This window comes from Janthinobacterium sp. P210005, assembly GCF_036231865.1.
Lineage (GTDB): Bacteria > Pseudomonadota > Gammaproteobacteria > Burkholderiales > Burkholderiaceae_D > Janthinobacterium > Janthinobacterium kumbetense.
In genome coordinates this window covers 50,399-76,040 of the sequence record NZ_JAZARC010000008.1, presented here as the reverse complement: position 1 = coordinate 76,040, position 25,642 = coordinate 50,399, and the positions used below count along the sequence as shown (strand labels likewise).

Genomic DNA, 25,642 nt, shown 5'->3' with positions numbered 1-25,642 from the left:
TCACGTCAAGGAACCATATGAAAGTGATCTTCGCAGGCACGCCTGAATTTGCCGCCACGGCCCTGAAAGACTTGCACGAAGCGGGATTCGAGATTCCGCTGGTGCTGACCCAGCCCGACCGCCCTGCCGGACGCGGCATGCAATTGCATGCCTCGGCCGTCAAGCAATATGCACTGCAGCACGGCATCGACGTGCTGCAGCCCTTGTCGCTGCGCATGGACAGCAAGGACCCGCAGCGCGCCGCCGAGGCAAAAGCAGCGCACGAGCGCCTGCTGACCACCGACTACGATGTGATGGTGGTGGCGGCCTACGGCTTGATCTTGCCGCGCAGCACCCTCGACATCAAACCCTGCATCAATATCCACGGTTCCCTGCTGCCGCGCTGGCGCGGCGCCGCGCCCATCCACCGCGCCATCGAAGCCGGCGACGATGAAACGGGCGTGACCATCATGCAGATGGAAGAAGGCCTCGATACGGGCCCCATGCTGGCCATCGAGCGCACGCCCATCGAAGCGGGCGATTCCACCGCCAGCCTGCACGACAAGCTGGCCACCCTGGGCGGCAAGATGATCGTCGAGACCCTGCGCAAGATGCAGCTGCAAGCGCTGGAAGCCGTGCCGCAGCCGGAAGCGGGCGTCACCTATGCGGCAAAGATCGCCAAGGAAGAAGCGGCGCTCGATTTCAGCCTGCCGGCGCTGGAACTGGGCCTGAAAATCCGCGCCTTCAATCCGTTTCCCGGCGCCTGCGGCCAGGTCGATGGCACCACCATCAAGATCTGGGCCGCCGACGTGCTCGAAGCGGACAGCAAGGAAGCGCCGGGCCAGGTGCTGGCGGCCGACGCCCAGCACGGCATCGTCGTGGCCTGCGGCAATGGCTCGCTGCGCCTGACGGAACTGCAAAAACCGGGCGGCAAGCGCCTGCCTGCGGCCGAATTCATCAAGGGCTTCCCCCTCGAAGGCAAGCGCTTCGCCTGACTTCACCGGATTGCACCGCGCCATCATCCCGATGGCCATAAAAAAAGGCTTGCCGCGGCAAGCCTTTTTTGCATCCGCCCCGCGAGCTTAGCGGCGCTGCACCTTCATCAGGCGTGCGCCCAGAGACGACGACAGGCTGACCTCGAAACGGCCGCCGGCCGGCAAGGCGCTCACGTCGACATTGGCTTTGCCACCCGTCAAGTCACTGGCGACCACCGTCTTGCGGCCATCGGCAGCCACGTGCATGACGGCGGCATACGGTTCCGCCTCGGCATTCCAGACCAGCACCAGTTGGCCGCCGCTTTGCGTCGCATCAAACGTGGCATCGTTGGCGGCAGCCTTGCTGCGGCGCGCCGGGCGTTCCAGCTTGGCTAAAGCCTTGCCATTTGCCAACACTTGCACATCGCTGATTTCGCCCGGATTGGCGAAGCTGACGCGGAAGTGGCTCATGGCGTTGCCGCCATGGTCGGCCACGGAGACGCCATCGAAGGGCAAGTCGATAGTCTGTCCGGACGCCGTCAACACGCGCAAGGTATAAGCATGGCCGCTGCCGCTGGCAGCGGCGCCGATGCGCGCCGACGAGGCAACGGCCGGGCGCAGGGCCACGCCGCCAGGCGTAATGCGGCCGGAAATGGTCAGGTAGCCGTTCTCGGCCACGGCCATGCTGGCGGCCAGCACATTGCTGCCCGTAATCTGCGTGCTGCGTTTTTCCAGGAATTGCTGCACCCGCGCATAGCTGTAGTCGGAGAACCAGGCGCCGCTGCAATAGCTCATCACGTCCTTCATCGGCGTGTTGCCATAGACTGCCTTGCTCAGCTGGCCGATGCTGCCTGCATAGTTGCTGTTGTACAGCGGTTGCGGGCCCAGATTGCCATTCGCATATGGGTAGTCGACAGCAGCGCCAGCCGGACCGCCGCAGGGAACGTGCTGCAGCGAGTGATTATGGCCCAGCTCATGCACGAGCGTAGTCAGCCACAGAGGCCATTGATTGGAGAATGGGTCGACCGCCGCGATGCTATTGGACTGGGCATCGAGGCCGATGGCCGACGTAAAGTCGTTGCCGCTGCTGCGCTGGTTGATGTAGGCCAGGCCGGCGGCGTTGGTGACGGACATCTTCGGCACGAAACCATAATAGTAGGCGCCGCTGTCTTCCAGCGCGCGCCGGTTTTCCAGCTTGCCCAGGGCATCGCTCCACCAGCTGTCGGCCGTGCTGCTGCCCGGCATGCTCAGTGCGGCGCGCGTCGTGATGCTGATATTTTCCGTCGCATACGGATACACGCGCAGCAGCGCGGCGCGGATCACCTCAGCGTCAGGCAGTTGCGCCACGCCATCATCGGTGCTCAAGGGCACGAGCACCAGACGAATTTTGGCCAGGCTGGCCACCACGGGCGCCGCTTCCTGGCTCACTTGCACGCCGTCATTGCCGACGGCCGTCACGCGCACGCGCACGCCGGGCAAGATCCAGCCTGCAGGCAGGACGGCACTGAAATTGCCGTTGAAACTGTCATCGTTCTTCGTCGTCGGCAAGAGCGCCGGCCCCGTCATCGCGATACTGCCCAGGTTGCTGCCATTGGCGGCGGTCGCATTCAAGGTGACCGCCGGGCTGGACTGGCCCGCCTGCCCGGCCAGCACGGACACGCGCACGGCGGCCGGCTTGCCGCGCGTCAGGCGCAAGGCCGTATTGCTGGCATTCAAATTCAGTACTTGCGCGAAATCAATGCTGCCCAGGGTAAAGGCCGACACCGTGCCCGCATTCACGGCGATGCGCGACGCAGCCGCCAGCATCACGTTGCCCGTTGCCGCGGCCGGCGCGGACAGCAGCAGCTGGCTGGCAGTGGCGCTGACGATGACGGCCGGCGTATTACCCACCGACGCCGAAGTGACCTGGTCGAGATTGCTGCCCTGCACCGTCACGGACAAGCGTCCGTTGTTGACGGCCGAGGTGATCGACGTCACCGTCACGCTGGCCAGCACCGTGTACGTGTCGCCGCTGAGCACATCGTTGTAGGGACCGCGCACCGTCAGCGCGCCTGTCGCTGCGCCCGCAGGCACCAGCACCGTCACGCTGCCGGCCGTCTGGCTTTGCGGCGTTGCCGCCGCGCCATTGCCAAACTGCACCGCCGTCACGGCGCCCATGCCGCCGCCCGTGATCGTCACGCTGGAACCGACGCCGCCCGTCGCCGGTGCGACGCTGCCCACGCTCAATGGCAGGTACACATTGACGTTATAGCTGGTGGACGCCGTGCCGCTGGCGCTGACGAGGCTCAAGGCGCCCGATACGGGCACGCCCGGCATGGTCAGGGTGATGCTGGTATCGCTGGCGGCGCTGGTGGCAACGGTCACGCCGCCAACCTGGAAAGCCGTCACGCGGCTCAGATTCGTGCCTGTAAGCACCAGGCTGCCACCGACGGCGACATTCGCCGCCGAAACGGCCGTCACGGCAGGCAGCAGCACGGGCGTGCCCGACGTGGTCGCCACCACCGTGTCGCCGCCCCCACCGCCACCACCGCCGCAGGCGGACAGGCCCAGCATGACAAACAATGCGACAAGCAGATGGTTTTTCATGGCTGGCAACCATGTTGATGCAGCGCGATGCCGGGGAGGACACGAGATAAATGTGACATATTGGTGACTTTTGGTGAGAATTTAATTTCGAAGAACCAATATTATGGTTTAGTTCGATTCCCAAAGACAACTATTAATGCTTTTGATTCAATTGGTTTTGATAATAATTAAAATATCTGCTTGGCAAACTTTACTCTGAGCATTATTTCCCTCACTCTGTATTGGCTAAAATCAAAATTACTTTCCTTTGCAGCTATTGCCATTCGACTCATTAAAAATATGCTGATGCGGCGCAAATAATGTGGAAATTTTTCCACAGCCTAGACGCCATATTGTTCTGCCAACTTTGCTGGAAGAATTAACGTTTTGAGTAAGATTTTCAGGAATGTAATTTTCAGAAGCAGGCGTGGCGGCAGGCGATGTGTTGCAAGAAGGCCTGCCGTGGGGCGAACGGCCGCTTTTGCTTAAAACCAAAGCAGCCTGATGCCGTATAATTTTAGACCCGGTGAAATCAGGCGATTGCCACCTTCTGCCTGCCCTACCCGGCCGGCAACTCTCCGTCAGCTGATCCTGCTGACCCGCATCCGCCTCGTAACGTCTTGTCGCCGCGCCGCCGCCCGTTTGCCTATTGAAAGCATGAAATGAACGATACCGTGATCCCCGCCATGTCCCCGACCGAAGCCACCTTGCGCGCCATTCTGGCGCAGCGGATCATGATTCTCGACGGCGCCATGGGCACGATCATCCAGCAATACAAGCTCGACGAAGAAGCGTACCGCGGCGGCCCCGCCGGCCGCTTCATCGATTTCGCCGCGCCGGCCGACAGTGGCGCGCGCGAACTGTTCGTCAAGGGCAATAATGAGTTGCTGACCCTGACGCAGCCGCACATCATCCAGGAAATCCACGAGCGCTACCTGGCGGCCGGCGCCGACCTGATCGAAACGAATACCTTCGGCGCCACGACGATCGCGCAAGACGATTACCACATGGCCCACCTGGCCTATGAAATGAACGTCCAGGCGGCCAAGCTGGCGCGCACCGCCTGCGATAAATATTCCACGCCGGACAAGCCGCGCTTCGTCGCCGGCGCCCTCGGGCCCACGCCGAAGACGGCGTCGATCTCGCCAGACGTGAACGACCCGGCCGCGCGCAACGTCACCTTCGACCAACTGGTGGCCGCCTACCTGCAGCAGACGCAGGGTCTGGTGGAAGGCGGCGCCGACGTATTGCTGGTGGAAACCATCTTCGATACCTTGAACTGCAAGGCGGCCCTGTTCGCCATCGACCTGTTCTACGAGCAAAACCCGGATGTCGTGCGCCTGCCGCTGATGATTTCGGGCACCGTCACGGACGCGTCGGGCCGCATCTTGTCGGGCCAGACCGTGCCCGCCTTCTGGAATTCCGTGCGCCACGCGAAACCGCTGACCATCGGCCTGAACTGCGCGCTGGGCGCCGCCCTGATGCGCCCGTACGCGGAAGAGCTGGCCAAGATCGCAGACACCTTCGTGTGCATCTACCCGAACGCGGGCTTGCCCAACCCCATGAGCGACACGGGTTTCGACGAGTTGCCAGCCGACACGTCCGCCCTGCTGCGCGAATTTGCCGACGCGGGCTTCCTGAACATGGCGGGCGGCTGCTGCGGCACCACGCCCGAGCACATCGCCGCCATCGGCGAGTTGCTGTCAAAAAACACCCCGCGCACCGTGCCGGCCCCATCGCACGACTTGCGCCTGGCGGGCCTGGAACCGTTCGTCGTCAATGACGAGTCGCTGTTCGTCAACGTGGGCGAGCGCACCAACGTCACGGGCTCGAAGGCGTTCGCGCGCATGATTCTCAACGAGCAATATGACGAGGCGCTATCCGTGGCCCGCCAGCAAGTGGAAAACGGCGCGCAAGTGATCGATATCAATATGGATGAAGCGATGCTCGACTCGCTGGCGGCCATGACGCGCTTCCTGAACCTGATCGCCTCGGAACCCGACATTTCGCGCGTGCCCATCATGGTCGACTCGTCGAAATGGTCGGTCATCGAAGCGGGCCTGAAATGCGTGCAGGGCAAGGCCATCGTCAACTCGATTTCCATGAAGGAAGGCGAAGAGGAATTCCTGCGCCAGGCAAAGCTGTGCCGCCGCTACGGCGCGGCCGTCATCGTCATGGCCTTCGATGAGAAGGGCCAGGCCGACACCTTCGAGCGCAAGATCGAAATTTGCGCGCGCGCATACCATTTATTGATCGATGCGCTGGACTTCCCGCCGGAAGACATCATTTTCGATCCGAACATCTTTGCCGTCGCCACCGGCATCGAAGAGCACAATAATTACGCCGTCGACTTCATCAACGCCACGCGCTGGATCAAGGAAAACCTGCCGTACGCGAAGATTTCGGGCGGCGTGTCGAACGTGTCATTCAGTTTCCGCGGCAACGATCCAGCCCGCGAAGCCATCCATACCGTATTCCTGTACCACGCCATCAAGGCCGGCATGACCATGGGCATCGTCAACGCCGGCATGGTGGGCGTGTACGACAACCTGGACCCGGAATTGCGCGAGCGCGTGGAAGACGTGGTGCTGAACCGCCGCGACGACTCGACCGAGCGCATGATCGAATTTGCCGGCACCCTGAAGGCGGGCGGCAAGGCCGAGGCGCAAACCCTGGCCTGGCGCGAAGGCACGGTGCAGGAACGCCTGTCGCACGCGCTGGTGCACGGCATCACGCAATTCATCGTGGAAGACACGGAAGAAGCGCGCCAGGAGCTGCTGCACAATGGCGGACGCCCCATCCACGTGATCGAGGGCCCGCTGATGGCCGGCATGGACGTGGTCGGCGACCTGTTTGGCCAGGGCAAGATGTTCCTGCCGCAAGTGGTCAAATCCGCGCGCGTCATGAAACAGGCCGTGGCCCATCTGATTCCATTTATCGAGGAAGAAAAGCTGCTGGAAGAAAAGCGCACGGGCATCGTCGCCAAGCCGAAGGGCAAGATCATCATGGCGACCGTGAAAGGCGACGTGCATGACATCGGCAAGAACATCGTCACCGTCGTTCTGCAATGCAATAACTTCGAAGTGGTCAACATGGGCGTGATGGTGCCGTGCTCGGAAATCCTCGCCCGCGCCAAGGTGGAAAACGCCGACATCATCGGCCTGTCGGGCCTGATCACGCCATCGCTGGAAGAAATGGCCTATGTCGCCAAGGAAATGCAGCGCGACGAGCACTTCCGCATGCTGAAGATTCCCCTGCTGATCGGCGGCGCCACCACCAGCCGCGCCCACACGGCCGTGAAAATCGCCCACAACTATGAAGGTCCCGTGATCTACGTGCCGGACGCCTCGCGTTCCGTGTCCGTGGCGCAATCCTTGCTGACGCCGGAACAGCGCGACAAGTACGTGGAAGACATCGAACTCGACTACGCGCGCATCCGCGAGCAGCACGCCAACAAGAAGGCGCTGCCGATTTTGCCGCTGGCGCAGGCGCGCGCCAACAAGATGGTCGTGCCGTTCGACGGCGCCTGCACACCCGTGAAACCGAAGTTCATCGGCCGCCGCGTCTTTAAAAACGTCGACCTGGCCACCCTGGCCAACTACATCGACTGGGGCCCGTTCTTCCAGACCTGGGACCTGGCTGGCCCCTTCCCCGCCATCCTGACGGATGAAGTGGTGGGCGACGCGGCCACCAAGGTCTACGCGGAAGGCCAGGCCTTGCTGAAAAAACTCATCGACGGACGCTGGCTGACGGCCAACGGCGTCGTGTCCTTGCTGCCGGCCAACAGCGTCAATGACGACGATATCGAGGTGTACACCGACGATACGCGCAATAGCGTGGCGTTCACGTATTACGGCATGCGCCAGCAGGGCGTGAAACCCGTGGTCGACGGCGTGCAGCGTCCGAACCAGTGCCTGGCCGACTTCATCGCGCCGAAGGCATCGGGCGTGAAGGATTACATCGGCATGTTCGCCGTGACGTCCGGCCTCGGCATCGAGAAATACGAAAAACGCTTCGAGGATGCGCACGACGATTACTCGTCCATCATGCTCAAATCCCTGGCCGACCGCCTGGCCGAAGCGTTCGCCGAATACCTGCACGAGCGCGTGCGCAAGGATTTGTGGGGCTACGTGCCGGACGAACACTTGAGCAACGACGACATGATCGCCGAAAAATATGTCGGCATCCGCCCCGCGCCAGGCTACCCGGCCTGCCCCGAACATACCGTCAAGAAAGAGATGTTCGAGGTCATGCAGGCCGAGGAAATCGGCATGCAGCTGACGGAATCGTATGCCATGTTCCCCGGCGCGGCCGTGTCCGGCTTCTATTTTGCCCACCCGGAGTCGAAATACTTCGTCGTCGGCAAGATCGGCATGGACCAGGTGGAAGACATGGCCAAGCGCCGTGGCGTCAGCATCGAGGACGTGGAACGCTGGCTGGCGCCGAACCTGTCGTAATGCCATAATATAAGCACAAGGCGCGCGGAACTTATCGCGCGCCGAAGCGCACTAACGCAGTATGCCGGCCGGCATGCTGCATGCCCGCTCCGGCCCGTTCCCAACCGGCAAGGAGGATATATGGCAACCAATTTCAAACTGAAACGCTGGCAGGATCAGGTGATCCTGTTGCTGGGCCTGTGGCTCGTCGTCTCGCCCTGGGCGTTTTCCTATCCCGAAGGCTCGCCGCAGATGATCAACGCCTTTGTCTCGGGCCTCGTGATCGCCATCCTGGCCGCCTTCGACCTGTACAAGACATATTTCTGGGCCGTCGTCGTCAACCTGCTGGTGGGCGTCTGGGTCGCCGCCTCGCCGTGGATACTGCGGCTGGCCGAACAGCGCGTCGTCCTGTGGAACGAGCTCATCGTCGGTATCGCCGTCGTCGTGCTGGCCCTGTGGGAACTGCGCACCGACCCCGAGCTGCACAAGCACTGGCCCGGCGCCGCGGCGTAGTGCAGCTACCGGCGTAAAAAAACCCCGCCGGGCACTGCCGGGCGGGGTTCTTGATATGGCTAGCTATGCCAATTACAGGGCGTATCTGACAACGTTATCGCTCCATTCGTAGGCGGCCATTTCCAGCTCCACCAGGTCGTCCGGCGACATGGCCAGGTCGCGCAAGGTTGGCACGATCTCGCCTTCCATGTCTTCGATGCGCTCGATGCACTCGGCCAGGCGCAGCAGGTCGCCGTAGAAGCCTTCGCGCGACAGCAGCGCTTCGGCCACTTCGTCGATCACTTCGATCTGGCCGAGGATTTCCGACATCGGCACGCCGAACAAGGTATCCATCAGCGACATGATGCCGACCGTAAAGGCGATATCGGCCGAATGGGCGTGGTTCGGGCGCAGTTTATGCGCGAGCAATTCCAGCAAACGGCCGCGCGTGGTGGCCAGCATCAGCAGCGGCGTCATGCTATGGCCGCGCTTGCTTGGTTCCGCATACAGCATGATTTGCAGCCAGCGCTGCAATTGGCGGCGGCCCAGCACGGTCACGGCCTGGCTCAGCGAATCGATGCGCTGGCGCGCGCCCACGGCCGGCGTATTGACCAGGCGCAGCAGGTTCAGGGCCAGCGACACGTCGCGCTTGATGGCGCGCTCGATGTCCATGTTGTCGGCATCCGACGTCACCAGGGTCATCAGTTCCATGACGGCCAGTTGCGACGGCGACAGTTTCTTGCCCGTCATGATGGCGGGCTTGGCAAAGTAATAACCCTGGAAGTAATCGAAGCCCAGGTCCAGGCCCGACTTGAATTCTTCGCGCGTCTCGACCTTTTCCGCCACCAGTTTCTTGTTTTCCTGCTTGAAACGGGGCGCCAGGGCTGCCAGCACTTTCGGGTCGACCGTGCTCATGTCCATCTTGACGTATTGCACCAGCGGCAACAGTTCCTGCACTTGCGCCGTGTCGGAGACGACGTTTTCCAGCGCGAAGGTGAAGCCATGACCCACCAGTTCGCTGATGCGCGCGCGCACTTCCGGCGTGACGGGCATCGATTCGACGATTTCCAGCACCACTTTTTCACGCGGCAGGAACACGAAGATGTCGCTCATGATCACGTCGGCATCGACGTTGACGAAACCGAGCGCGTCGCCGATGACCTTTTCCATGCCCAGCTGGGAAGCGTGGGCGATGACGGAGGCCGTGGCGGACAGATCGCTGGTAATGTTGGCGGGACCGACCGGAGCGTTGCGGAATAGCAACTCATAGCCAAACAGGGCTTGATTACGGTCAAGGATAGGTTGTCGCCCCAGATAGAACTCGCGCACGCGCAAGGGTTTCGGGGTGATGTCGTTGCTGGAAATATCGATCATTAACTCTTCATCAATCACGTCGAGTGACACCGGCCGCGCCGCGCCCGCATCAAGGTTCACTATTGACAATACTTTAGCTGAATTCCGCCCGCGCTGTGGGTATTTTGGCAGCAATCCAGTTTATTGTCGTCAACAAATTAGGCGACTGGCGTGTCTTGCACCATCCCGTCGACAAATAATTTCAATTCGCCCGGCGCAAACGCCGTCCATTGCTCATTTGTCGTCAGCGGCTGGGTAACAATCACGGCCACGCGGTCCTGGGGTGTCGTCACCTGGGAAAAGTCCACGCTCAGGTCTTCATCGGAGAGTTTAGCAGTTGGAAACGGATGTTGTCGCACCAGATAGTGCAAGCTGGTCGAGCAATGGGCAAACAGCGCCTCGCCGCTCGACAGCATCATGTTGAAAGTGCCGTGGGCCGCGATGCTGGGCAGCAACTCCGCCAGGGCCGCATGCAGTTGCGGCAATCCCGGCGGGGCATCGCCAAAGCGCGCGTGCAGTTCCTGCAGCAGGTAGCAGAAAGCCCGTTCGCTGTCCGTGCAGCCGACGGGGCGGTAACTGCCCGTCAGCACGGGGTTGAAATCCTTCAAATCGCCATTGTGGGCAAAGACCCAGTAGCGGCCCCACAGTTCGCGCACGAACGGGTGGCAATTTTCCAGCGCCACCTGGCCTTGCGTCGCCTTGCGGATATGCGCGATGACATTGCGCGACTTGATCGGGTAGCGTTTGATCAGTTCGGCCACGGGCGAGGCGATGGCCGCCTGGTGGTCGACGAAATGGCGCACGCCGGCGCCTTCGAAAAAGGCGATACCCCAGCCGTCATGGTGGGTATCGGTATGGCCGCCGCGCATGGCGAAGCCGGTAAAACTAAAGACAATGTCCGTGGGGACATTGCAATTCATTCCGAGAAGTTGGCACATGGTCTGTTTGCAGCTGAATAACACAACCACCATACCATGCCGTCAGACGGATTGGTATGGTGGCGATAGCCATCCGGTCAGTGCAACAGGACGGGCTGGCTCATGAGGGAATCATAGCTGCCCAAAAATTCATCGATCTCTTCCATGCTGGGTTCGCTGGCGATCAGCTCCGTGACGTCGCGGCGGAAGTGTTGCGCAAGGATGCCGGCGATAAACGTTTCCCGCTTGCCCCCCTTGTCGACGATTTCATAGCCGCCAAAGCGCAGGGCTTCGAGGTCGCCGTCGACGCCGAATTCCACGACGCTGTATTGTTCGCTGTTATAGATCAGGTTCATTTTGCATCCTTCGCTCAAGCAGGAGAAGCTCCTGCGGTGTCAGAACAGAGGTGGGGTTCACACGGCGCCATTTCAAGCGGCCATGCCACCCTGCGGGCTACAGAGTTGTAACGAGATGCAAACTACGACTGCGGTAAGGCGATCAAGAAATCGTCAGGAAACCACCATGTCTGCTTGCAGCGCCAGCAGGGCATCGTAGGGACTGGCGGTGAGCCAGGTGCGCAATTGTTCGATGTGCGTGGCGTCGGCCAGGCTGATGAACAAGTGTGCGGGTGGATGGCGCAGCAGACGATTCAATGTTACACGCAATACGAGATTGCCGCTGCAGCACAGGCAACCTGGCGCGATGCGCAACAGTTGCAATGGAAATGATGGAGGAGGAGAAACTTGCCCGGCCAGGTCGGCCAGGATGGCGTTGCCGTCAGCCAATCCTTCCAGGATCACAGCGGCCGGCTGGCCAGGCGGCAAGGCTTGCGCGATGGCCGCTTCGCGCCCGGCGGCGCGTCCACCGCTGACCAGAGTCAGCGGCGTCGGACGCCGCACGGTTGCCGTCACAGGCTTTTCTTGGCCAGCTTGCCCGGTTCGACGCCCAGCTGTTTCAGCTTGCGGTACAAATGGGTGCGCTCGAGGCCCGTTTTTTCCGCCACGCGGGTCATGCTGCCGCCTTCGCGTCCCAGGTGATGTTCGAAATACATGCGCTCGAACGCGTCGCGTGCCTCGCGCAGCGGCAAGTCGAACGACAGGTTGTAGCCATGGCCTTCGGCCACCGCCGGTACGGCGATGCCTGGGCGCACCATCAGCTGTTGCGGCGCGCTGCCGCCAAAGCTCGGTACGGGATGGCTGCTTTCCTCGGCCACCACGGGTGCCACGGGGCGCGGCGCCACGCTCGGCGCGCGCACGGTTTCCTGTGCCCGCGTCAAGCCTTGCTGGACTGCCTTCAGCAGTTTTTGCAGGGCAATCGGTTTCTCCAGGAAGTTCATGGCGCCGATGCGCGTCGCCTCGACCGCCGTATCGATGGTGGCGTGGCCCGACATCATGATCACCGGCATGGTCAGCAAGCCGTCGCGCTGCCATTCCTTGAGCAGGGTGACGCCATCGGTGTCGGGCATCCAGATATCCAGCAATACCAGATCCGGCGCACCGGCGGCACGCGCTTCGCGCGCCTGCTGCGCATTTTCGGCCAGCTGGATAGCATGTCCTTCGTCGCCCAAAATTTCCGAGAGCAACTCACGGATACCCATTTCATCATCCACTACGAGTATGTTTGCCATTCGTGTCTTGCCTTCCTCATTTCGCCGGCCGTCGCGCACAAGATGCACACGGCGGACAACTATGATTTTATTAGTGTTTTAAATACTAAACCAGACCCTCACGCCAGGAATTCCTGGGCAGGAGTGTCGGGAGCTAACTTTAACAGCAAAATGACCACCGAAGCGCCATTGCCGTCGACCCGGTTCTCGATATCGATGCGTCCGCCGTGTTCATCGATAATTTTCTTGACCATCGCCAGGCCCAATCCCGTGCCGCGCGCCTTCGAGGTCACATACGGCTCGAAGGCCCGCGCCAGGATTTTTGGCGCGAAACCAGGGCCATTGTCGCTGATGGCCAGCCGCACGGCGATATTCACGCCGCCGTCCGCACTGCGATAATGAATTGCTTCCGTCCTTACGTCAATCCGCGGATGCGGCGAGTCCGGCGGCAGGTCGGCCATGGCGTCCTGCGCGTTCTGCAGCAAGTTGTGTATCACCTGGCGCAACTGGGTCGGATCGCCCATCACCATCGGCAGGTTCGGCGCCAGCAGCGGGTGGATGATGTCGCCATCGTCGCCGCGCAGGTACAGGTTCAGTATCTCTTCGATCAGCTCGTTCAGGCGCAGCGGCGTGAGCACGGCCGGCGGCGTGCGCGCATAGTCGCGGAAGTCGTCAACCATGCGCTTCATCGCATCGACCTGCTTGACGATGGTGGTGGTGGCGCGGCTGAGCAAGTCGGCATCGGGCTGCTCCAACTTGCCTTCGAGCTTCATCTGCAGGCGCTCGGCCGACAGCTGGATGGGCGTGAGCGGATTCTTGATTTCATGCGCCAGGCGGCGCGCCACCTCGCCCCAGGCGATCGAGCGCTGCGCGGAAATTACGTCGGAAATATCGTCGAAGACGACGATGTAGCCGCTGCCGGACTCCAGCGGCAGGCGCGAACCGCGCGCCAGCAAGGTAATGTCATGCTCGTCGGCACTGCTGCCCAGGCGGCGCGGAATCTCGATCTGGCGCTGCCAGTGCAGGCGCTGCTGGTTGCGGCCCGACGCCGATTGCGCGCTTTGCGCCGTGAAGGCGCTGATGATGGCGCCGCCAAACTCTTCCATTCCAGCAATATTCGCCAGCGGCTGGCCCACCATGCTCATGCCCGAATGCTGCAGGATGCGCTCGACCGATTCATTGCAGGTCACCAGTTTAAAGTCGCCGTCGAGCACCATCACGCCGGCCGACATGTTCGCCAGCACCGATTCCAGGTGGGCCTTGGCGTTTTGCAAGGCGGCGCGGTTGCTTTCCACGGCCGTGCGCGCATCGAGCAACTGGCGCGTCATGATGTTGAACGACTGCGTCAGGGTGCCCAGTTCATCCTTGGTGGCGACGATGGGGCGCGGCGACAGGTCGCCCTCGGCCACGGCGCGCGTGCCTTCGGCCAGCAGCAGCAGGGGCTGGGCCAAATTACCGGCGATCAGGAAAGCGCTGCCGATGGCGCCGAAAATAGCCAGCAGCAAGGTCAGGGTGAGGATTTCCATGTACATCTTGCGCAGTCCCACGCGCGCGACGAAACGTTCCTTGTATTCGCTGTAGGCGGCGCGCAGCACTTCGCCATTCGTCGCCAGCTTGGGCGGCACCGATTGCAGCAGTTGCAAATAGCGGGGCGAGACGGAAGGCCCCGGCACGGCCACCAGCACGCGCAGGCGCAGGCTGGCCGCCGTTTCCAGCGACGCTGGCAAGCCCGAGCGGAAACCGCCGCCGCCCGATTCCGTGCCATCGTCGTGCAACTCCAGTCCGCCCTCGGCGGAGGCATAGCCGGCCGGCAAGGCTGCCTGCACCAGCATGGGCGGCGTCGGCAAGTCGGCCGCGCTGTGCGGCCCGGCGCTGGCCAGCAGCACGCCGTCGCCGCTGACGAGCATGACATTTTGCATGCCCTCTTCGCGCAGCAGGCTGGTCAGCACGGCCGGACCGGCCACCGGGTCGGCGCCCAGTTCTTCGACGGCCTTGTGGCCCCGGTGGTCAAGCTCGACCAGGGCCGCATCGAGGCCGGCACGGCCCAACTCAATCCCCGATTCCAGCGCCGCTTCGATCTTGACGTTGAACCAGGATTCGATGGAGTGGGAGACGAATTGCACGGAGACAAGGAAAATCACCAGGCCCGGCAGGATGCCGACGGCGGCGAACAGCATCACCAGGCGCGTCATCAGCTTGGAGCCGAACTTGCCGCTCTTGTAGCGCGCGTACAGGCGCGCCAGGGAAATGCCCACCAGCGCCAGCAGGGACACGGCGACGGCCGCGTTCAGGCCCAGCAGCCAGGTGTAATAGCGGTCGAAAAAGCCGGAATTGTCGGAAGCCGACGCCAGCAGGAACAGCAGGATACTGACAATGCCGCCGCCCACCACCAGCAAATAGCGCAATGCTTGACTCACTACTCCGCCGTATACAAGAAGGTTTTTTTATTCGAAGCCAGGCGCCAGTCGCTGTTATTGAAGGCATTGACCTGTATCGGCTTGGGCAGGTAGTCGCGGTCCATGCCCATGCGCAAGGTGACGTTGTACGTCTGCCCCACTTTCAGCTCGCCGCGCCGCGCCACCAGCCAGCGGCTGGGACGGCGGATCAGGAAGAGCGCATCGTCGAGGGTGGGAAAGCTTTGCTGCAAGCCGCCGCCCGACACATGATACTGGCGCGTCAGCACGTTATAGGACAGCTTGCTGGTCTGGCGCGCCACGATGGCTTTTTCATCGAACCAGTACCAGCGGGGCCGGGTCAGTTCGATTTCTGTCGTGAAATACAACGGCACGCCATGCTGTACCGCATCATCGAGGTCGTGATTGAGCTCGAAGGAATACGTGGCGGCCAGCTTGTAGCCCTCTTCGCTCGACTCGATATAGGCACGGGTGATCTCGACCATGTCGGCGGCATGCGCGCGTGGCATGGTACATGTCAGCATCAGCAGCAGGGCCAGGAGTCGGAAGAGTCGTGTTGTCACAAGTGTGCCGGTAGTGTCCGTAAGATAAGGTTCGACGAATCGCTCAAGCCGCATTTTTTTGGAATAGCGCATAGAACAAACCGTCGTGGTCCTGCTCCGCGCTGCCAGTCGGCAACAGCTGGCCAGGCGCTGTCAATCGGGTCGCATTATTGCGTACCGCAAATGCCGCCGCCTGTGCCTCGGACTCCTGCGGCCACAATGAACATGTCACGAACAGCAATTTACCATCGGGGCGCAGCATCTGCCACAGGTTGTCCAGAATTTTGGAGGAAAGTGTTGCAAGTTGGAACGCATCACCCTTGCGGCGCAACCAGCGAATGTCGGGATGGCGGCGCACGATGCCCGAGGCCGTGCACGGCACGTCAGCCAGGATGCGGTCGTACTGCTGGCCGTCCCACCACGCGCTCGATTGCGCATCCTGCGCCTTCAGGGTGGCGTCCAGGCCCAGGCGCTCGAGGTTTTCCGCGATGCGCGGCAGGCGCTTGGCGTCCGCATCGATGGCCGTCACTTGCACGTCGGCCAGTTCCAGGATGTGGCACGTCTTGCCGCCCGGCGCCGCGCAGGCGTCCAGCACGCGCATGCCATCTTGCAAGTCCAGCAGCGGCGCGGCCAATTGCGCACCGGCATCTTGCACGGAAACGACACCCTGCTCGAAGCCGGGGATCAGCGCCACGCCGATCGGTTTGTCCAGGCGCACGGCGAACGGTCCCACCTGGCGCGCGGCAATGCCCGCCTCCGCCAGCACGGCCAGATACGCTTCGACCGTGCTCTTGCGGCGATTCACGCGCAAGGTCAAGGGCGGCACGGCATTGCCGGCCGTCAGAATGGCTTGCCAATCACGCGGGTAAGCCAGGCGCAGCGAGTCGATCCACCACTGCGGATAATTCCATTGCGCCAGAGGTTGCTGCAGGGCCGCTTCCAGCAAGGATTTGCGTTCGCGCAAGAAGCGACGCAAGACGGCATTCACCATGCCCTTGGCATGCGCCAGATCAGGGTGCGAAGTGGCCACTGTGACAGCCTGGTCGACAACGGTAAACTCTTCGTACGGCTGCTCGCCCGGCTCGGCCGACATCAGCGACAGCGCGCAGCACAGCAGGGCGGCCAGCATCGGCGGCTCGGGCGCCTTCGACGTCATCAGGCCGACCAGGGTTTCGCTGCGGCCCAGCTGGCGCATGGTACGGTAGGAAATATCCTGGATGGCGCCGCGCGCCTGCGGGCTGGCGTTCGATTGCGTAAACACCTTGGCCAGCGCCTGCGGCAGGGCCGTGCCCGTGCGCACTTGCGCCACGGCATTGGCCGCACCGAGCAGGCAAAACGCCAGCGAGTCGGCGCGCAAATCGGGTTGGAAGCCTGGCTGCAAGACCGGTTTCAGGTCGGGATGGTAGCTGGGACGCAATTTCGGTGCGGCAGGAGCCTGGCCTGGCGCCGGCTTGGTTTTCAATTTCAGCGTGGGGCGCTTGTTCATAGTTATCCGGTGTGGCTGCGCGCGGCGGGCTGCATGGTGGCAAAGTCGCGGCCGCGCGTCATCAATAAAGGGTCGATTGTAGCGTTTGTGGCGCCCTCTGGCCCAAGCGATTGCAGCGATACATGTAAATTGCGGCAAAAAACTGCATATATACAAGCAGAATGCGCCATGCTGATGTTTTCATGCACCAACATAGGCATGCTGTCCTGATAATATCGTGAAAAGTGCCGGCACGGGCACACTGCCGGCTGGCGTATTGTTCCCGGCAGCAAACCAGTATAATTAACGCAGTCTGGGCGGCTTGGGTACTGGCCGTCCGTTTTGCTTTTTGATTCATTCTATTCATTCTTAACGCGGTTCCACCGCCATCCTGCTCATGCTCGCCCAACAGAAACAAGAAATCATCGCCCTGTTCCAGGCCGCCCTCGCTCCCGTCCTGGCCGGCACCTCGCTTGCGCCTAGCGTAGTGCTCGAGCGACCACGCGATGCATCGCATGGCGACATCGCCTGCAATATCGCCATGCAACTGGCCAAGCAGCTGAAACAGAATCCCCGCGAACTGGCGCAAACCATCGTGACGGCCGTGCTGGCCAATCCGGCCGGCAAGGGCCTGGTCGAGGCAGTGGAAATCGCCGGTCCCGGCTTCATCAACGTGCGCGTCTCCGCCGCCGCCAAGCAAGCCGTGGTGAAAACCATCTTGAGCGAGGCCGACAGCTATGGCCGCAGCACGGCAGGCGCCGGCAAGCAAGTCATCCTGGAATTCGTCTCGGCCAACCCGACCGGTCCGCTGCACGTGGGCCATGGCCGCCAGGCAGCCCTGGGCGACGCCCTGTCCTCGCTGTTCGACGCGCAAGGCTACAAAGTGACGCGCGAGTTCTACTACAACGACGCGGGCGTGCAGATCCAGACCCTGGCCAATTCCGTGCAGGCGCGCGCGCGCGGCTTCAAGCCGGGCGACGCCGAATGGCCTGAGTCCGCCTACAACGGCGACTACATCGCCGATATCGCCAACGACTTCAAGGCCGGCAAGACGGTTTCGGCCAGCGATGGCCAGCCTGCCACGGCCAATGGCAACGTGGAAGACATCGATTCGATCCGCCCGTTCGCCGTCACCTACCTGCGCAACGAGCAAGACATCGACTTGCAGGCGTTTGGCGTGAAGTTCGACAATTACTACCTGGAATCGTCGCTGTATGCGGACGGCAAGGTCAACAGCGCCGTGGAAACCCTGATCCAGGCGGGCCACACGTATGAGCAGGATGGCGCGCTGTGGCTGCGCACCACCGACTTCGGCGACGACAAGGACCGCGTCATGCGCAAGACGGACGGCACCTACACGTATTTTGTGCCGGACGTCGCGTATCACCTGGTGAAATGGCAGCGCGGCTTCGTGCAAGCCATCAATATCCAGGGCAGCGACCACCACGGCACCATCGCGCGCGTGCGCGCTGGCCTGCAGGCGGTCGACATGGGCATCCCGCAAGGCTACCCCGACTACGTGCTGCACAAGATGGTCACCGTCATGAAGGATGGCGAAGAAGTCAAGATTTCGAAGCGCGCCGGCTCCTACGTGACCGTGCGCGACCTGATCGAATGGTCGGGCGGCGGCGACATCGCCAAGGGCCGCGACGCCGTGCGCTTCTTCCTGATCTCGCGCAAGGCGGACACGGAATTCGTCTTCGACGTCGACGTGGCGCTGAAAACCACCGATGAAAACCCGGTCTATTACGTGCAATACGCGCATGCGCGCATCTGCCGCATCCTGGAAAACTGGGGCGGCGATGCCAGCACGGTCGCCAGCGTCGACCTTTCCCCGCTGACGGCGCCAACCGAAGCGACCCTGCTGGCGACCCTGGCCGCCTACCCTGAAATGCTGGCGCGCGCGCAAGCCGAACTGGGACCGCACCAGGTCGCCTTCTACCTGCGCGACCTGGCCGCCAACCTGCACAGCTTCTACTTCGCCGAAAAAGTGCTGGTCGAGGACGAAGCCGTCAAGATGGCCCGCCTGGCCCTCGTCATCGCCGCGCGCCAGGTACTGCGCAACGGCCTGGCACTGATCGGCGTGTCCGCGCCAAACAAAATGTAATCGCGAAGGTCAAACCGTCAATGAATCACGCTTCCCGCTTCTCTTCGTCCCGGCGCCAGCAGGGCAATACCCTGGTCGGCATCATCATCGGCCTGGTCATCGGCCTGGGCATCGCCGTGGTGGTCGCCCTGGTGATCACCAAGGGCGCCTCGCCCTTCACCGACAAGTCGGGCAAGGCCGGCAAATCGGCCGAGCCGACGGCCGGTCAGATCGCCGACCCGAACAAGCCGATGTACGGCAACAAGGAAGCGGCCAAGGAAGCGGCGCGCGACTTCTCCAAGGAGCCACGCGAGATCACCACGCCGACGCAGCCTGCCGCACCGGCGCCCGCGCCCGCCACCGCGCAGCAGCCGAAGGCGCCGCCGCCGGACGCGCTGCAGGAATTGATCGGTACATTGAAGGACAAGCCGGCGCCGAAAACGCCAACGGCGGCACCAGCAGCGCCCGCGCCGCAAGCCAAGGCAGACGCGAAAGAGGCCAAGGCCGATGCAGCCAGCGACAAATGGATTTATTATCTGCAGGCCGGCGCCTTCCATGACATGTCGGACGCCGAAAGCACGCGCGGAAAACTGGCGCTGCTCGGCTTCGAAGCGGCCATCAGCGACCGCAGCACCGATGCGGGCGTGCTGCACCGCGTACGGGTCGGGCCGTTCAACCAGCTCGAGGCGATGAACCGCGCACGCACCAAACTGTCTGAAAACGGCATCGATGTCGCCGTCGTCCGCAACCAAAAATAAGGAACCAGCATGCGTTTTCTGAAGAAAATCCTGATCGCCGCCGCCCTGTTCACCGCCGCCATGGGGGCGTCGGCCTCGCCGGCCGAGCCGAAGAACGGCGTCGAGTACGAAACCCTGCCCACGCCGCAGGCGACGGAATCGGGCAAGAAAATCGAAGTGACGGAATTCTTCGCCTATTACTGCCCGCATTGCAATGTGCTCGAACCGCAGCTGGCAGCCTGGGTCAAGAAACAGGGCGACAACATCGTCTTCAAGCGCGTGCACGTGTCGCGCGATGACAGCGTGGCGCCGCAGCAGCGCTTGTTCTTCACCCTGCAAGCCATGGGCCTGGTCGACAAGCTGCACACCGGCGTCTTCCACGCCATGCACGTGGAACGCAACCGCCTGAACACCGACGACGCCGTCTTCGACTTCGTCGCCAAGCAGGGCGTGGACCGCCAGAAGTTTATCGACACCTACCGTTCGATGGGTGTCTCGGCCCGCGTGCGCCGCGCGGACGCCATGATGCAGGGTTATAACGTGACGTTCTGGCCCATGATCGCCATCGATGGCCGCTACATCACCTCCCCTTCGCAGGCCGACCAGGGCAGCAAGTCGGCCAAGAACGAAGAGCAGCTGAACGCCCAGGCGCTCAGCGTGATGGACGTGCTGGTCGCGAAAGCCAAAGCGGAAAAGAAATAAGCATGGCCACTTCCCTGGCGCGCCCGGGCATCGCCTGATGCATCGCGTTTTCATCACGGGCGCGTCGAGCGGACTGGGTGCCGCCCTGGCGCTGCAGTACGCGCGCCAGGGTGCCCATCTGGGCTTGCTGGCCCGCCGCGGCGACACCCTGCAGCAACTGATCGCCTCCCTGCCCCACCCTGAATGCCACCGCGCCTACGCCGTCGATGTGTGCGACCACGCCGCCCTGAAAAGCGCGGCCGGCGACTTCATCGCCCATGCCGGCGGCATCGACGTCGTCATCGCCAGCGCTGGCGTGTCGTACGGCACCTTGACCGAACATGCGGAAGACCTCGACGCCTTCGCCCGTTTGATGGCCATCAACGTCACGGCCACCGTCGCCACCTTCGCCCCCTTCATCGCCACCATGAAAAGCCAGGGTAGCGGACGCCTGGTGGGCATCGGCAGCGTGGCCGGCATCCGCGGCCTGCCCGGCGCGGAAGCCTACAGCGCTTCGAAGGCGGCCGTGATCAGCTACTGCGAATCGCTGCGCCTCGAACTCAAACCGGCAGGCATCAAGGTCGTCACCATCACGCCCGGCTACATCGACACGCCGATGACGCGCCATAACGCCTACCGCATGCCCTTCCTGATGCCGGCCGAAAAATTCGCCGTGCGCGCCGCGCGCGCCATCGCCGACGGCGACAGCTACCGCGTGATCCCGTGGCAGATGGGCGTCGTCGCCAAGCTGCTGCGCGCGCTGCCCAATGCCGTCTACGACCGGGCCTTCGCGAATGCGCCGCACAAGGCGCGCAACTGAACTGACCACCATGACGAAGCACTCAGACCTGAACAGCGCGGCCATCGCCGCCCATTGCGCCACAGGCGCCTCCCACGTGGCCATCGAAGTGGTCGACGAAACGGGATCGACCAACGCCGACCTGCTGGCGCGCTGCGCCACCCTGGCCGGCCCCACCCTGCGCATCGCCGGCCAGCAGACGGCCGGACGGGGACGGGCCGGGCGGCCCTGGGTGTCGCAACCGGACGCCAGTCTGATGTTCTCGCTGGCCTGGCGCTTCAAGGGACCGCTGCACCGGCTGGTCGGCCTGCCGCTGGCCGTCGGCGTGGCGCTGGCCGAAACCATGACGGCGCTGGGCGTGCCCGTGCAGCTGAAGTGGCCAAACGACCTGCTCAAGGATGGACATAAACTGGCCGGTATCCTCGTCGAGACGCAGCAGACGCCAGACGGTGGCGTGTGGGCCGTCATCGGCTGCGGCATCAATCTGCTGATGCCCGACGCGCTGGAACGGCAGATCGGCCGCAGCGTCTCGGCCGTGCCTTGGCTGGCGCAGATGGAGCGCAACACCCTGGTCGCGGCCCTGCTCAGCCGCCTGGCCGGCGTGCTGGCCGAATTCGACGACACGGGCTTTGCGCCCTTCACGGAACGCTGGAACGCACTGCATGCCTGGCAAGGCCAGCACGTAAAAATCCTCGACAATGGCCAGTTGCTGCAGCAAGGCGTGGCGGCCGGCGTAGATGAACTGGGCCGGCTGCTGCTGCGCGGCGAAGATGGCTTGCAGCACATCATGTCCGGCGACGTGTCCCTGCGCCTGACGGGGGAGTAAGCGCATGCTGCTGCTGATCGACGCCGGCAATACGCGCATCAAATGGGCGCTCGTGGCCGCCGACAGCGCCGCCGGCGGCTGGCTGGCCAGCGGCGCCGTCACGCATGCGCAGATCGACACCCTGGCCGCGCAGTGGGCGTCACTCGCCATCAGCGAGGCACTGCTGTCGAACGTGGCAGGCGCCGTCATCGGCACGCGCCTGCGCGCCATGCTGCCGGTCGTTGCCCGCGACTTTGTCTCGCTGCCGCAGCTGGCGGGACTGACGAATGGCTATCGCGTGCCGTCGCAGCTGGGCTGCGACCGCTTTGCCGCCGTCATCGGCGCGCACGCGCTGGCGCCTGGCCAGGCCGTCATCGTCGCCAATTGCGGCACTGCCACCACCATCGACGCCATCACGGCCGATGGCGTTTTCCTCGGCGGGATGATCTTGCCGGGACTGGGACTGATGGCCAGCTCGCTGGCGCGCAACACGGCGCAGTTGCCGCAAATCGCCAGCGACGCCCTGCTGCCGGCCGGCTTTGCCGACAACACGGATGACGCCATCCTCTCCGGCTGCCTGGCGGCCCAGGCGGGCGCCATCGAACGGGCCGTGCGCATGCACGGCGCCAGCGCTTGCCTGCTGTCGGGCGGCGCCGCATCGCGCATCGCACCGGCCCTGGCGCTGGCGGTGCCGCTGCACCTGGTCGACAATATCGTCATGCTCGGCCTGCAGGCGGCCGCGCGCGCCGGGGCTGCAGGAACACAAGGAGACCACCCATGCTGAAATTCGTCTTCTGGCTGCTGGCCGGCGTCAACCTGCTGGTGCTGGCCATCGGCCAGGGTTATCTGGGCAGTTTTCGCACGGAGACGCGCGAACCGGCGCGCCTGAAAAACCAGCTGCAGGCGACCAAGCTCACCTTGCTGACGCAGGAGCAGGCCATGGCGCCCGCTGCGCCGCCTGCCGCGGAAGAAGCAGTGACGCCGGCGGCGGCCGCACCGGCGCCACCGCTATCGTATGCCTGTACGGAAGTGGGCAATTTCGTGCTGGCTGACGGGCGCCGCTTCGAAGCGCAAGTGGCGTCGCTGGACCTGGGCGACCGCCAGTCGCGCCGCAACGTGGCCGGCCAGGAGATTTCCAGCTACATGGTGTACATCCCGCCGCAGGGCAGCAAGGAAGGCGCCGACCGCAAGGCAGGCGAATTGAAACAGCTGGGCGTGACGAATTACTTCATCATGAATGAAAGCAGCCCGCTACGCTGGGGCATTTCACTGGGTGTGTTCAAGTCGGAAACCAGCGCGCAAAGCCAGCTGGCGTCGCTCAACAAACAGGGCGTGCACAGCGCCCGCGTCGCACCGCGCTACAGCGCCAGCAAGCAAATGGCTTACCAGTTCCGCGACCTCGACGCCGCCACGCGCGCGCGTCTGGAAAAGATCAAGGCGCAGTTCCCTGACCAGGAACTGCGCAACTGCAAATAAGCACCTGACTAAACCTACTGCGCGTCGCGCATTGCGGCCTGCGATGCTCGCTGTGCTCCAGCACAGCTGCGCTTCTTAGCCACAAATCGCTGCCGCTCGCTACGGTTTTATCAGGTGCTTTGCACCGTCAGGCGAGCCTATCGCTGGATGACGATAGGCTTGATGCCTGTCGATTCCGGCAAGTTCGCCGCCGCGCGGGCCGCTTCGGCGCGGCTGGAGAACGGTCCGCCGTACAGGCGGAACAGGTTACCGGCCTGCACCACGCCCAGGGTACCGAGGGCTGCCGCGTATGGCGCCAGGCGCGAACGTCCCGATTCCGCATTGTCGGCGCGCGAGTAGGCGCCCAGCTGCAAGTAGAACCCGCTGGCCAGCGCCGCCGGCGCCGGCATGGCCACCGTCGCATCGACGGGCAACATCTGCGTCGACACTTCCGGCTGCACCACGGCGCCCGTTTCCACGGGCGTGTCGATGGAGATGGCCACCACGGACGGCACCGGCTTGGGCGCCGCACGGGCCGCAAGGATGGCGTCGATATCGGCTGGCAGCAGCCGTTCGACGACCACCTGGTGGCTACCCTTGCCGAGGAAGCCCAGTTTCAGCGCCGCCGTGTAGGACACGTCGATCACGCGCGTGGCGTGGAACGGCCCACGGTCGTTGATGCGCACGATCACCTGCTCGCCGCTGTCGATGCTCGTCACGCGCGCATACGATGGAATCGGCAAGGTCGGATGGGCCGCCGTCATCTTGTACATATCGTAGATTTCACCGGACGAGGTGCGCTGGCCATGGAATTTCTTGCCATACCAGGTACCCGTGCCTTTCTGCTTGAACGGTTCGTTATCGGTGATCGGCGTGTAGGTCTTGCCGAAGACGACATACGGGCGGTTCGAGCGCGTGGAATACGGCTCGTTGCGCACTTCCGCATCGGGCACGTCGCGCAGGTTGGCCGGCGGATTGTCGCCCGGGCCGTCATCCTTGTAGTAGCCGCCACGCCCGGAGCCGGCCGCCGGCAGCGCAGGCAAGGTGGGATCCTGGCGCACAGGGGACTTGACCTTGCCGCCGGATGGCAGCGGCACGTTATTCGATGCGGGCTTTTGCGGCGTCGTGCCGCAGGCGGCCAGGGTCAGCAAGACCGCCAGCAGTGTGGCAACATTCGGCCCGCGCATGACAAAGGTATCGAAAGGCGCGCGCATCAGGTCTGCACCAGCTTGCGGTGGCGCTGAATGCTCATCAGGATACCGGTGGCCACGCCCAGGGTCAGCAGCGCGGTGCCGCCATAGCTAAGGAATGGCAAGGGGACGCCGACCACCGGCACGATGCCGCTGACCATGCCCATGTTGACGAAGGCGTAAGTAAAGAAAATCATAGTGATCGCTCCTGCCAGCAGGCGAGTGAAAAAACTGGGGGCGTTGGCGGCGATCATCAGCCCCCGTCCCACCAGCAGCAAATACATCAGCATCAGGATCAAGTTACCGACCAGGCCGAATTCCTCGGAATATACGGCAAAAATAAAATCGGTCGTGCGTTCCGGAACAAACTCCAGGTGGGCTTGCGTGCCGTGTGTCCAGCCCTTGCCCGTCATGCCGCCGGAACCGATGGCGATGATGGACTGGATAATATGGAAGCCCTTGCCCAGCGGGTCCTTGGTCGGGTCGATCAGCATCATCACGCGGTCGCGCTGGTAATCATGCAGGTGCGACCAGGCGATCGGCAGGCAGGAAACAAAGGTGATCAGCAAGCCGGCCAGCACCTTCCACGACAAACCTGCCAGGAAGATGACGGTAAAGCCGGCCGCCACCACCAGCAGCGCCGTGCCCAGGTCGGGCTGGCGCGCGATCAGGTAGACGGGCGCCAGCAACAGCACGGCCGCCATCACGAACGATTTCCAGCGCAGGGCGCCCGCATTGTGCTGGAAGAACCAGGCCAGCATCAGCGGCGTGGCGATCTTCAGGAACTCGGACGGCTGGATGTCGATCACGCCGATATGCAGCCAGCGCCGCGCACCGAGCTTGATGGTGCCGAACAGCGCCACGGCCACCAGCAAGATCACCGACACCGTATAGGCGGGTACGGCGATGCGCATCATCATCTGCGGCGTGACGTTGGCCGCCACCCACATGACGAAAAAGCACAGCAGAATATTGCGCAAATGGTCTTCGATCTTGCCGGGGATGCCGATGCTGGCCGAATACAGGGTCAGCAGGCTGGTGCTGAGCAGCATCAGGATGATGATCATCAGCGGCGGATCGAACACCGCCAGATAGGGTTTGGCGCGCCGCCACAGCGAGCGCCTCTCGTTAATGGGCATGTGCTTC

The 25,642-nt window shown here is 63.1% G+C and carries 21 protein-coding genes; 10 read left to right on the top strand and 11 right to left on the bottom strand.

Going from position 1 to position 25,642, the window contains the following annotated elements:
• The first annotated feature begins 17 nt into the window (after positions 1 to 17).
• Positions 18 to 974: a methionyl-tRNA formyltransferase gene (gene fmt / locus VPH40_RS25780; RefSeq protein WP_328574872.1), complete on the top strand. Its 957-nt coding sequence runs from the start codon at positions 18 to 20 to the stop codon at positions 972 to 974.
• Between the two features lie 87 nt (positions 975 to 1,061).
• On the opposite strand, the gene VPH40_RS25775 is transcribed toward fmt, so the two are convergent.
• Positions 1,062 to 3,539, bottom strand: a complete 2,478-nt coding sequence (locus VPH40_RS25775; RefSeq protein ID WP_328574871.1) for an IPT/TIG domain-containing protein — start codon at positions 3,537 to 3,539, stop codon at positions 1,062 to 1,064.
• A 641-nt stretch (positions 3,540 to 4,180) separates the two neighbouring features.
• Here VPH40_RS25775 and metH point away from each other — a divergent pair.
• Together metH and VPH40_RS25765 are read left to right on the top strand one after the other, a co-directional pair.
• Complete coding sequence (gene metH / locus VPH40_RS25770) at positions 4,181 to 7,975, top strand: methionine synthase (RefSeq protein ID WP_328574870.1); 3,795 nt, start codon at positions 4,181 to 4,183, stop codon at positions 7,973 to 7,975.
• A 120-nt stretch (positions 7,976 to 8,095) separates the two neighbouring features.
• Positions 8,096 to 8,467 carry an SPW repeat protein gene (locus VPH40_RS25765; RefSeq protein WP_077399477.1) on the top strand — a complete coding sequence of 124 codons (372 nt, stop codon included), beginning with the start codon at positions 8,096 to 8,098 and terminating at the stop codon, positions 8,465 to 8,467.
• Between the two features lie 72 nt (positions 8,468 to 8,539).
• Here VPH40_RS25765 and VPH40_RS25760 read toward each other — a convergent pair whose 3' ends face one another.
• The 8 genes from VPH40_RS25760 to rsmB form a co-directional block, all read right to left on the bottom strand.
• On the bottom strand, positions 8,540 to 9,820 hold the full coding sequence (locus VPH40_RS25760) for an EAL and HDOD domain-containing protein (RefSeq protein WP_077399474.1): 1,281 nt from the start codon (positions 9,818 to 9,820) through the stop codon (positions 8,540 to 8,542).
• Between the two features lie 137 nt (positions 9,821 to 9,957).
• The gene (locus tag VPH40_RS25755; protein ID WP_328574869.1) at positions 9,958 to 10,737 is read right to left on the bottom strand and encodes a class II glutamine amidotransferase; all 780 of its coding nucleotides are present in this window, start codon (positions 10,735 to 10,737) and stop codon (positions 9,958 to 9,960) included.
• A gap of 77 nt (positions 10,738 to 10,814) precedes the next feature.
• Positions 10,815 to 11,072, bottom strand: a complete 258-nt coding sequence (locus VPH40_RS25750) for a BTH_I0359 family protein (RefSeq protein WP_077399469.1) — start codon at positions 11,070 to 11,072, stop codon at positions 10,815 to 10,817.
• 153 nt (positions 11,073 to 11,225) lie between these two features.
• Positions 11,226 to 11,627: a GTPase gene (locus tag VPH40_RS25745; RefSeq protein ID WP_328574868.1), complete on the bottom strand. Its 402-nt coding sequence runs from the start codon at positions 11,625 to 11,627 to the stop codon at positions 11,226 to 11,228.
• Positions 11,624 to 12,343, bottom strand: a complete 720-nt coding sequence (locus tag VPH40_RS25740) for a response regulator (RefSeq protein ID WP_034784724.1) — start codon at positions 12,341 to 12,343, stop codon at positions 11,624 to 11,626. Before VPH40_RS25740 ends, VPH40_RS25745 begins: the two co-directional genes overlap by 4 nt.
• Before the next feature lie 98 nt (positions 12,344 to 12,441).
• Complete coding sequence (locus VPH40_RS25735; protein ID WP_099665532.1) at positions 12,442 to 14,739, bottom strand: sensor histidine kinase; 2,298 nt, start codon at positions 14,737 to 14,739, stop codon at positions 12,442 to 12,444.
• A complete protein-coding gene (locus tag VPH40_RS25730; RefSeq protein WP_226938932.1) occupies positions 14,739 to 15,245 on the bottom strand; it encodes a DUF4390 domain-containing protein in 507 nt (168 codons plus the stop codon). The genes VPH40_RS25735 and VPH40_RS25730 overlap by 1 nt, the downstream gene beginning before the upstream one ends.
• A gap of 97 nt (positions 15,246 to 15,342) precedes the next feature.
• A complete protein-coding gene (gene rsmB, locus VPH40_RS25725) occupies positions 15,343 to 16,764 on the bottom strand; it encodes a 16S rRNA (cytosine(967)-C(5))-methyltransferase RsmB (protein ID WP_099665534.1) in 1,422 nt (473 codons plus the stop codon).
• A gap of 376 nt (positions 16,765 to 17,140) precedes the next feature.
• Here rsmB and argS point away from each other — a divergent pair, with 376 nt between their 5' ends.
• From argS to VPH40_RS25690, 7 genes are read left to right on the top strand one after another with little or no spacing between them, the layout of a single operon-like run.
• Entirely contained in the window at positions 17,141 to 18,850 is a 1,710-nt protein-coding gene (gene argS, locus VPH40_RS25720; protein ID WP_328574867.1) for an arginine--tRNA ligase, read from the top strand.
• Between the two features lie 20 nt (positions 18,851 to 18,870).
• Complete coding sequence (locus VPH40_RS25715) at positions 18,871 to 19,587, top strand: SPOR domain-containing protein (protein WP_328574866.1); 717 nt, start codon at positions 18,871 to 18,873, stop codon at positions 19,585 to 19,587.
• 9 nt (positions 19,588 to 19,596) lie between these two features.
• Positions 19,597 to 20,268 (top strand): thiol:disulfide interchange protein DsbA/DsbL, encoded by a 672-nt coding sequence (locus VPH40_RS25710; RefSeq protein WP_099665537.1) that lies wholly within the window; start codon positions 19,597 to 19,599, stop codon positions 20,266 to 20,268.
• A gap of 37 nt (positions 20,269 to 20,305) precedes the next feature.
• Positions 20,306 to 21,067, top strand: a complete 762-nt coding sequence (locus tag VPH40_RS25705) for an SDR family oxidoreductase (protein WP_328574865.1) — start codon at positions 20,306 to 20,308, stop codon at positions 21,065 to 21,067.
• A gap of 10 nt (positions 21,068 to 21,077) precedes the next feature.
• Positions 21,078 to 21,872 carry a biotin--[acetyl-CoA-carboxylase] ligase gene (locus VPH40_RS25700; RefSeq protein ID WP_289906765.1) on the top strand — a complete coding sequence of 265 codons (795 nt, stop codon included), beginning with the start codon at positions 21,078 to 21,080 and terminating at the stop codon, positions 21,870 to 21,872.
• 4 nt (positions 21,873 to 21,876) lie between these two features.
• Positions 21,877 to 22,635: a type III pantothenate kinase gene (locus VPH40_RS25695; RefSeq protein WP_328574864.1), complete on the top strand. Its 759-nt coding sequence runs from the start codon at positions 21,877 to 21,879 to the stop codon at positions 22,633 to 22,635.
• Positions 22,629 to 23,327: an SPOR domain-containing protein gene (locus VPH40_RS25690; RefSeq protein WP_328574863.1), complete on the top strand. Its 699-nt coding sequence runs from the start codon at positions 22,629 to 22,631 to the stop codon at positions 23,325 to 23,327. Before VPH40_RS25695 ends, VPH40_RS25690 begins: the two co-directional genes overlap by 7 nt.
• A gap of 137 nt (positions 23,328 to 23,464) precedes the next feature.
• Here VPH40_RS25690 and VPH40_RS25685 read toward each other — a convergent pair whose 3' ends face one another.
• Together VPH40_RS25685 and rodA are read right to left on the bottom strand one after the other, a co-directional pair.
• Complete coding sequence (locus tag VPH40_RS25685; protein ID WP_099665542.1) at positions 23,465 to 24,520, bottom strand: septal ring lytic transglycosylase RlpA family protein; 1,056 nt, start codon at positions 24,518 to 24,520, stop codon at positions 23,465 to 23,467.
• Complete coding sequence (gene rodA / locus VPH40_RS25680; RefSeq protein ID WP_077399426.1) at positions 24,520 to 25,635, bottom strand: rod shape-determining protein RodA; 1,116 nt, start codon at positions 25,633 to 25,635, stop codon at positions 24,520 to 24,522. The genes VPH40_RS25685 and rodA overlap by 1 nt, the downstream gene beginning before the upstream one ends.
• Positions 25,636 to 25,642 lie beyond the last annotated feature (7 nt).

What these genes read in the sequence shown, in the direction of transcription:
- fmt (WP_328574872.1), top strand. Translation starts at nt 18, where the DNA reads ATGAAAGTGATCTTCGCAGGCACGCCTGAATTTGCCGCCACGGCCCTG.
- VPH40_RS25775 (WP_328574871.1), bottom strand. Translation starts at nt 3,539, where the DNA reads ATGAAAAACCATCTGCTTGTCGCATTGTTTGTCATGCTGGGCCTGTCC.
- metH (WP_328574870.1), top strand. Translation starts at nt 4,181, where the DNA reads ATGAACGATACCGTGATCCCCGCCATGTCCCCGACCGAAGCCACCTTG.
- VPH40_RS25765 (WP_077399477.1), top strand. Translation starts at nt 8,096, where the DNA reads ATGGCAACCAATTTCAAACTGAAACGCTGGCAGGATCAGGTGATCCTG.
- VPH40_RS25760 (WP_077399474.1), bottom strand. Translation starts at nt 9,820, where the DNA reads ATGATCGATATTTCCAGCAACGACATCACCCCGAAACCCTTGCGCGTG.
- VPH40_RS25755 (WP_328574869.1), bottom strand. Translation starts at nt 10,737, where the DNA reads ATGTGCCAACTTCTCGGAATGAATTGCAATGTCCCCACGGACATTGTC.
- VPH40_RS25750 (WP_077399469.1), bottom strand. Translation starts at nt 11,072, where the DNA reads ATGAACCTGATCTATAACAGCGAACAATACAGCGTCGTGGAATTCGGC.
- VPH40_RS25740 (WP_034784724.1), bottom strand. Translation starts at nt 12,343, where the DNA reads ATGGCAAACATACTCGTAGTGGATGATGAAATGGGTATCCGTGAGTTG.
- VPH40_RS25730 (WP_226938932.1), bottom strand. Translation starts at nt 15,245, where the DNA reads ATGCCACGCGCGCATGCCGCCGACATGGTCGAGATCACCCGTGCCTAT.
- rsmB (WP_099665534.1), bottom strand. Translation starts at nt 16,764, where the DNA reads ATGAACAAGCGCCCCACGCTGAAATTGAAAACCAAGCCGGCGCCAGGC.
- argS (WP_328574867.1), top strand. Translation starts at nt 17,141, where the DNA reads ATGCTCGCCCAACAGAAACAAGAAATCATCGCCCTGTTCCAGGCCGCC.
- VPH40_RS25715 (WP_328574866.1), top strand. Translation starts at nt 18,871, where the DNA reads ATGAATCACGCTTCCCGCTTCTCTTCGTCCCGGCGCCAGCAGGGCAAT.
- VPH40_RS25710 (WP_099665537.1), top strand. Translation starts at nt 19,597, where the DNA reads ATGCGTTTTCTGAAGAAAATCCTGATCGCCGCCGCCCTGTTCACCGCC.
- VPH40_RS25705 (WP_328574865.1), top strand. Translation starts at nt 20,306, where the DNA reads ATGCATCGCGTTTTCATCACGGGCGCGTCGAGCGGACTGGGTGCCGCC.
- VPH40_RS25700 (WP_289906765.1), top strand. Translation starts at nt 21,078, where the DNA reads ATGACGAAGCACTCAGACCTGAACAGCGCGGCCATCGCCGCCCATTGC.
- VPH40_RS25695 (WP_328574864.1), top strand. Translation starts at nt 21,877, where the DNA reads ATGCTGCTGCTGATCGACGCCGGCAATACGCGCATCAAATGGGCGCTC.
- VPH40_RS25690 (WP_328574863.1), top strand. Translation starts at nt 22,629, where the DNA reads ATGCTGAAATTCGTCTTCTGGCTGCTGGCCGGCGTCAACCTGCTGGTG.
- VPH40_RS25685 (WP_099665542.1), bottom strand. Translation starts at nt 24,520, where the DNA reads ATGCGCGCGCCTTTCGATACCTTTGTCATGCGCGGGCCGAATGTTGCC.
- rodA (WP_077399426.1), bottom strand. Translation starts at nt 25,635, where the DNA reads ATGCCCATTAACGAGAGGCGCTCGCTGTGGCGGCGCGCCAAACCCTAT.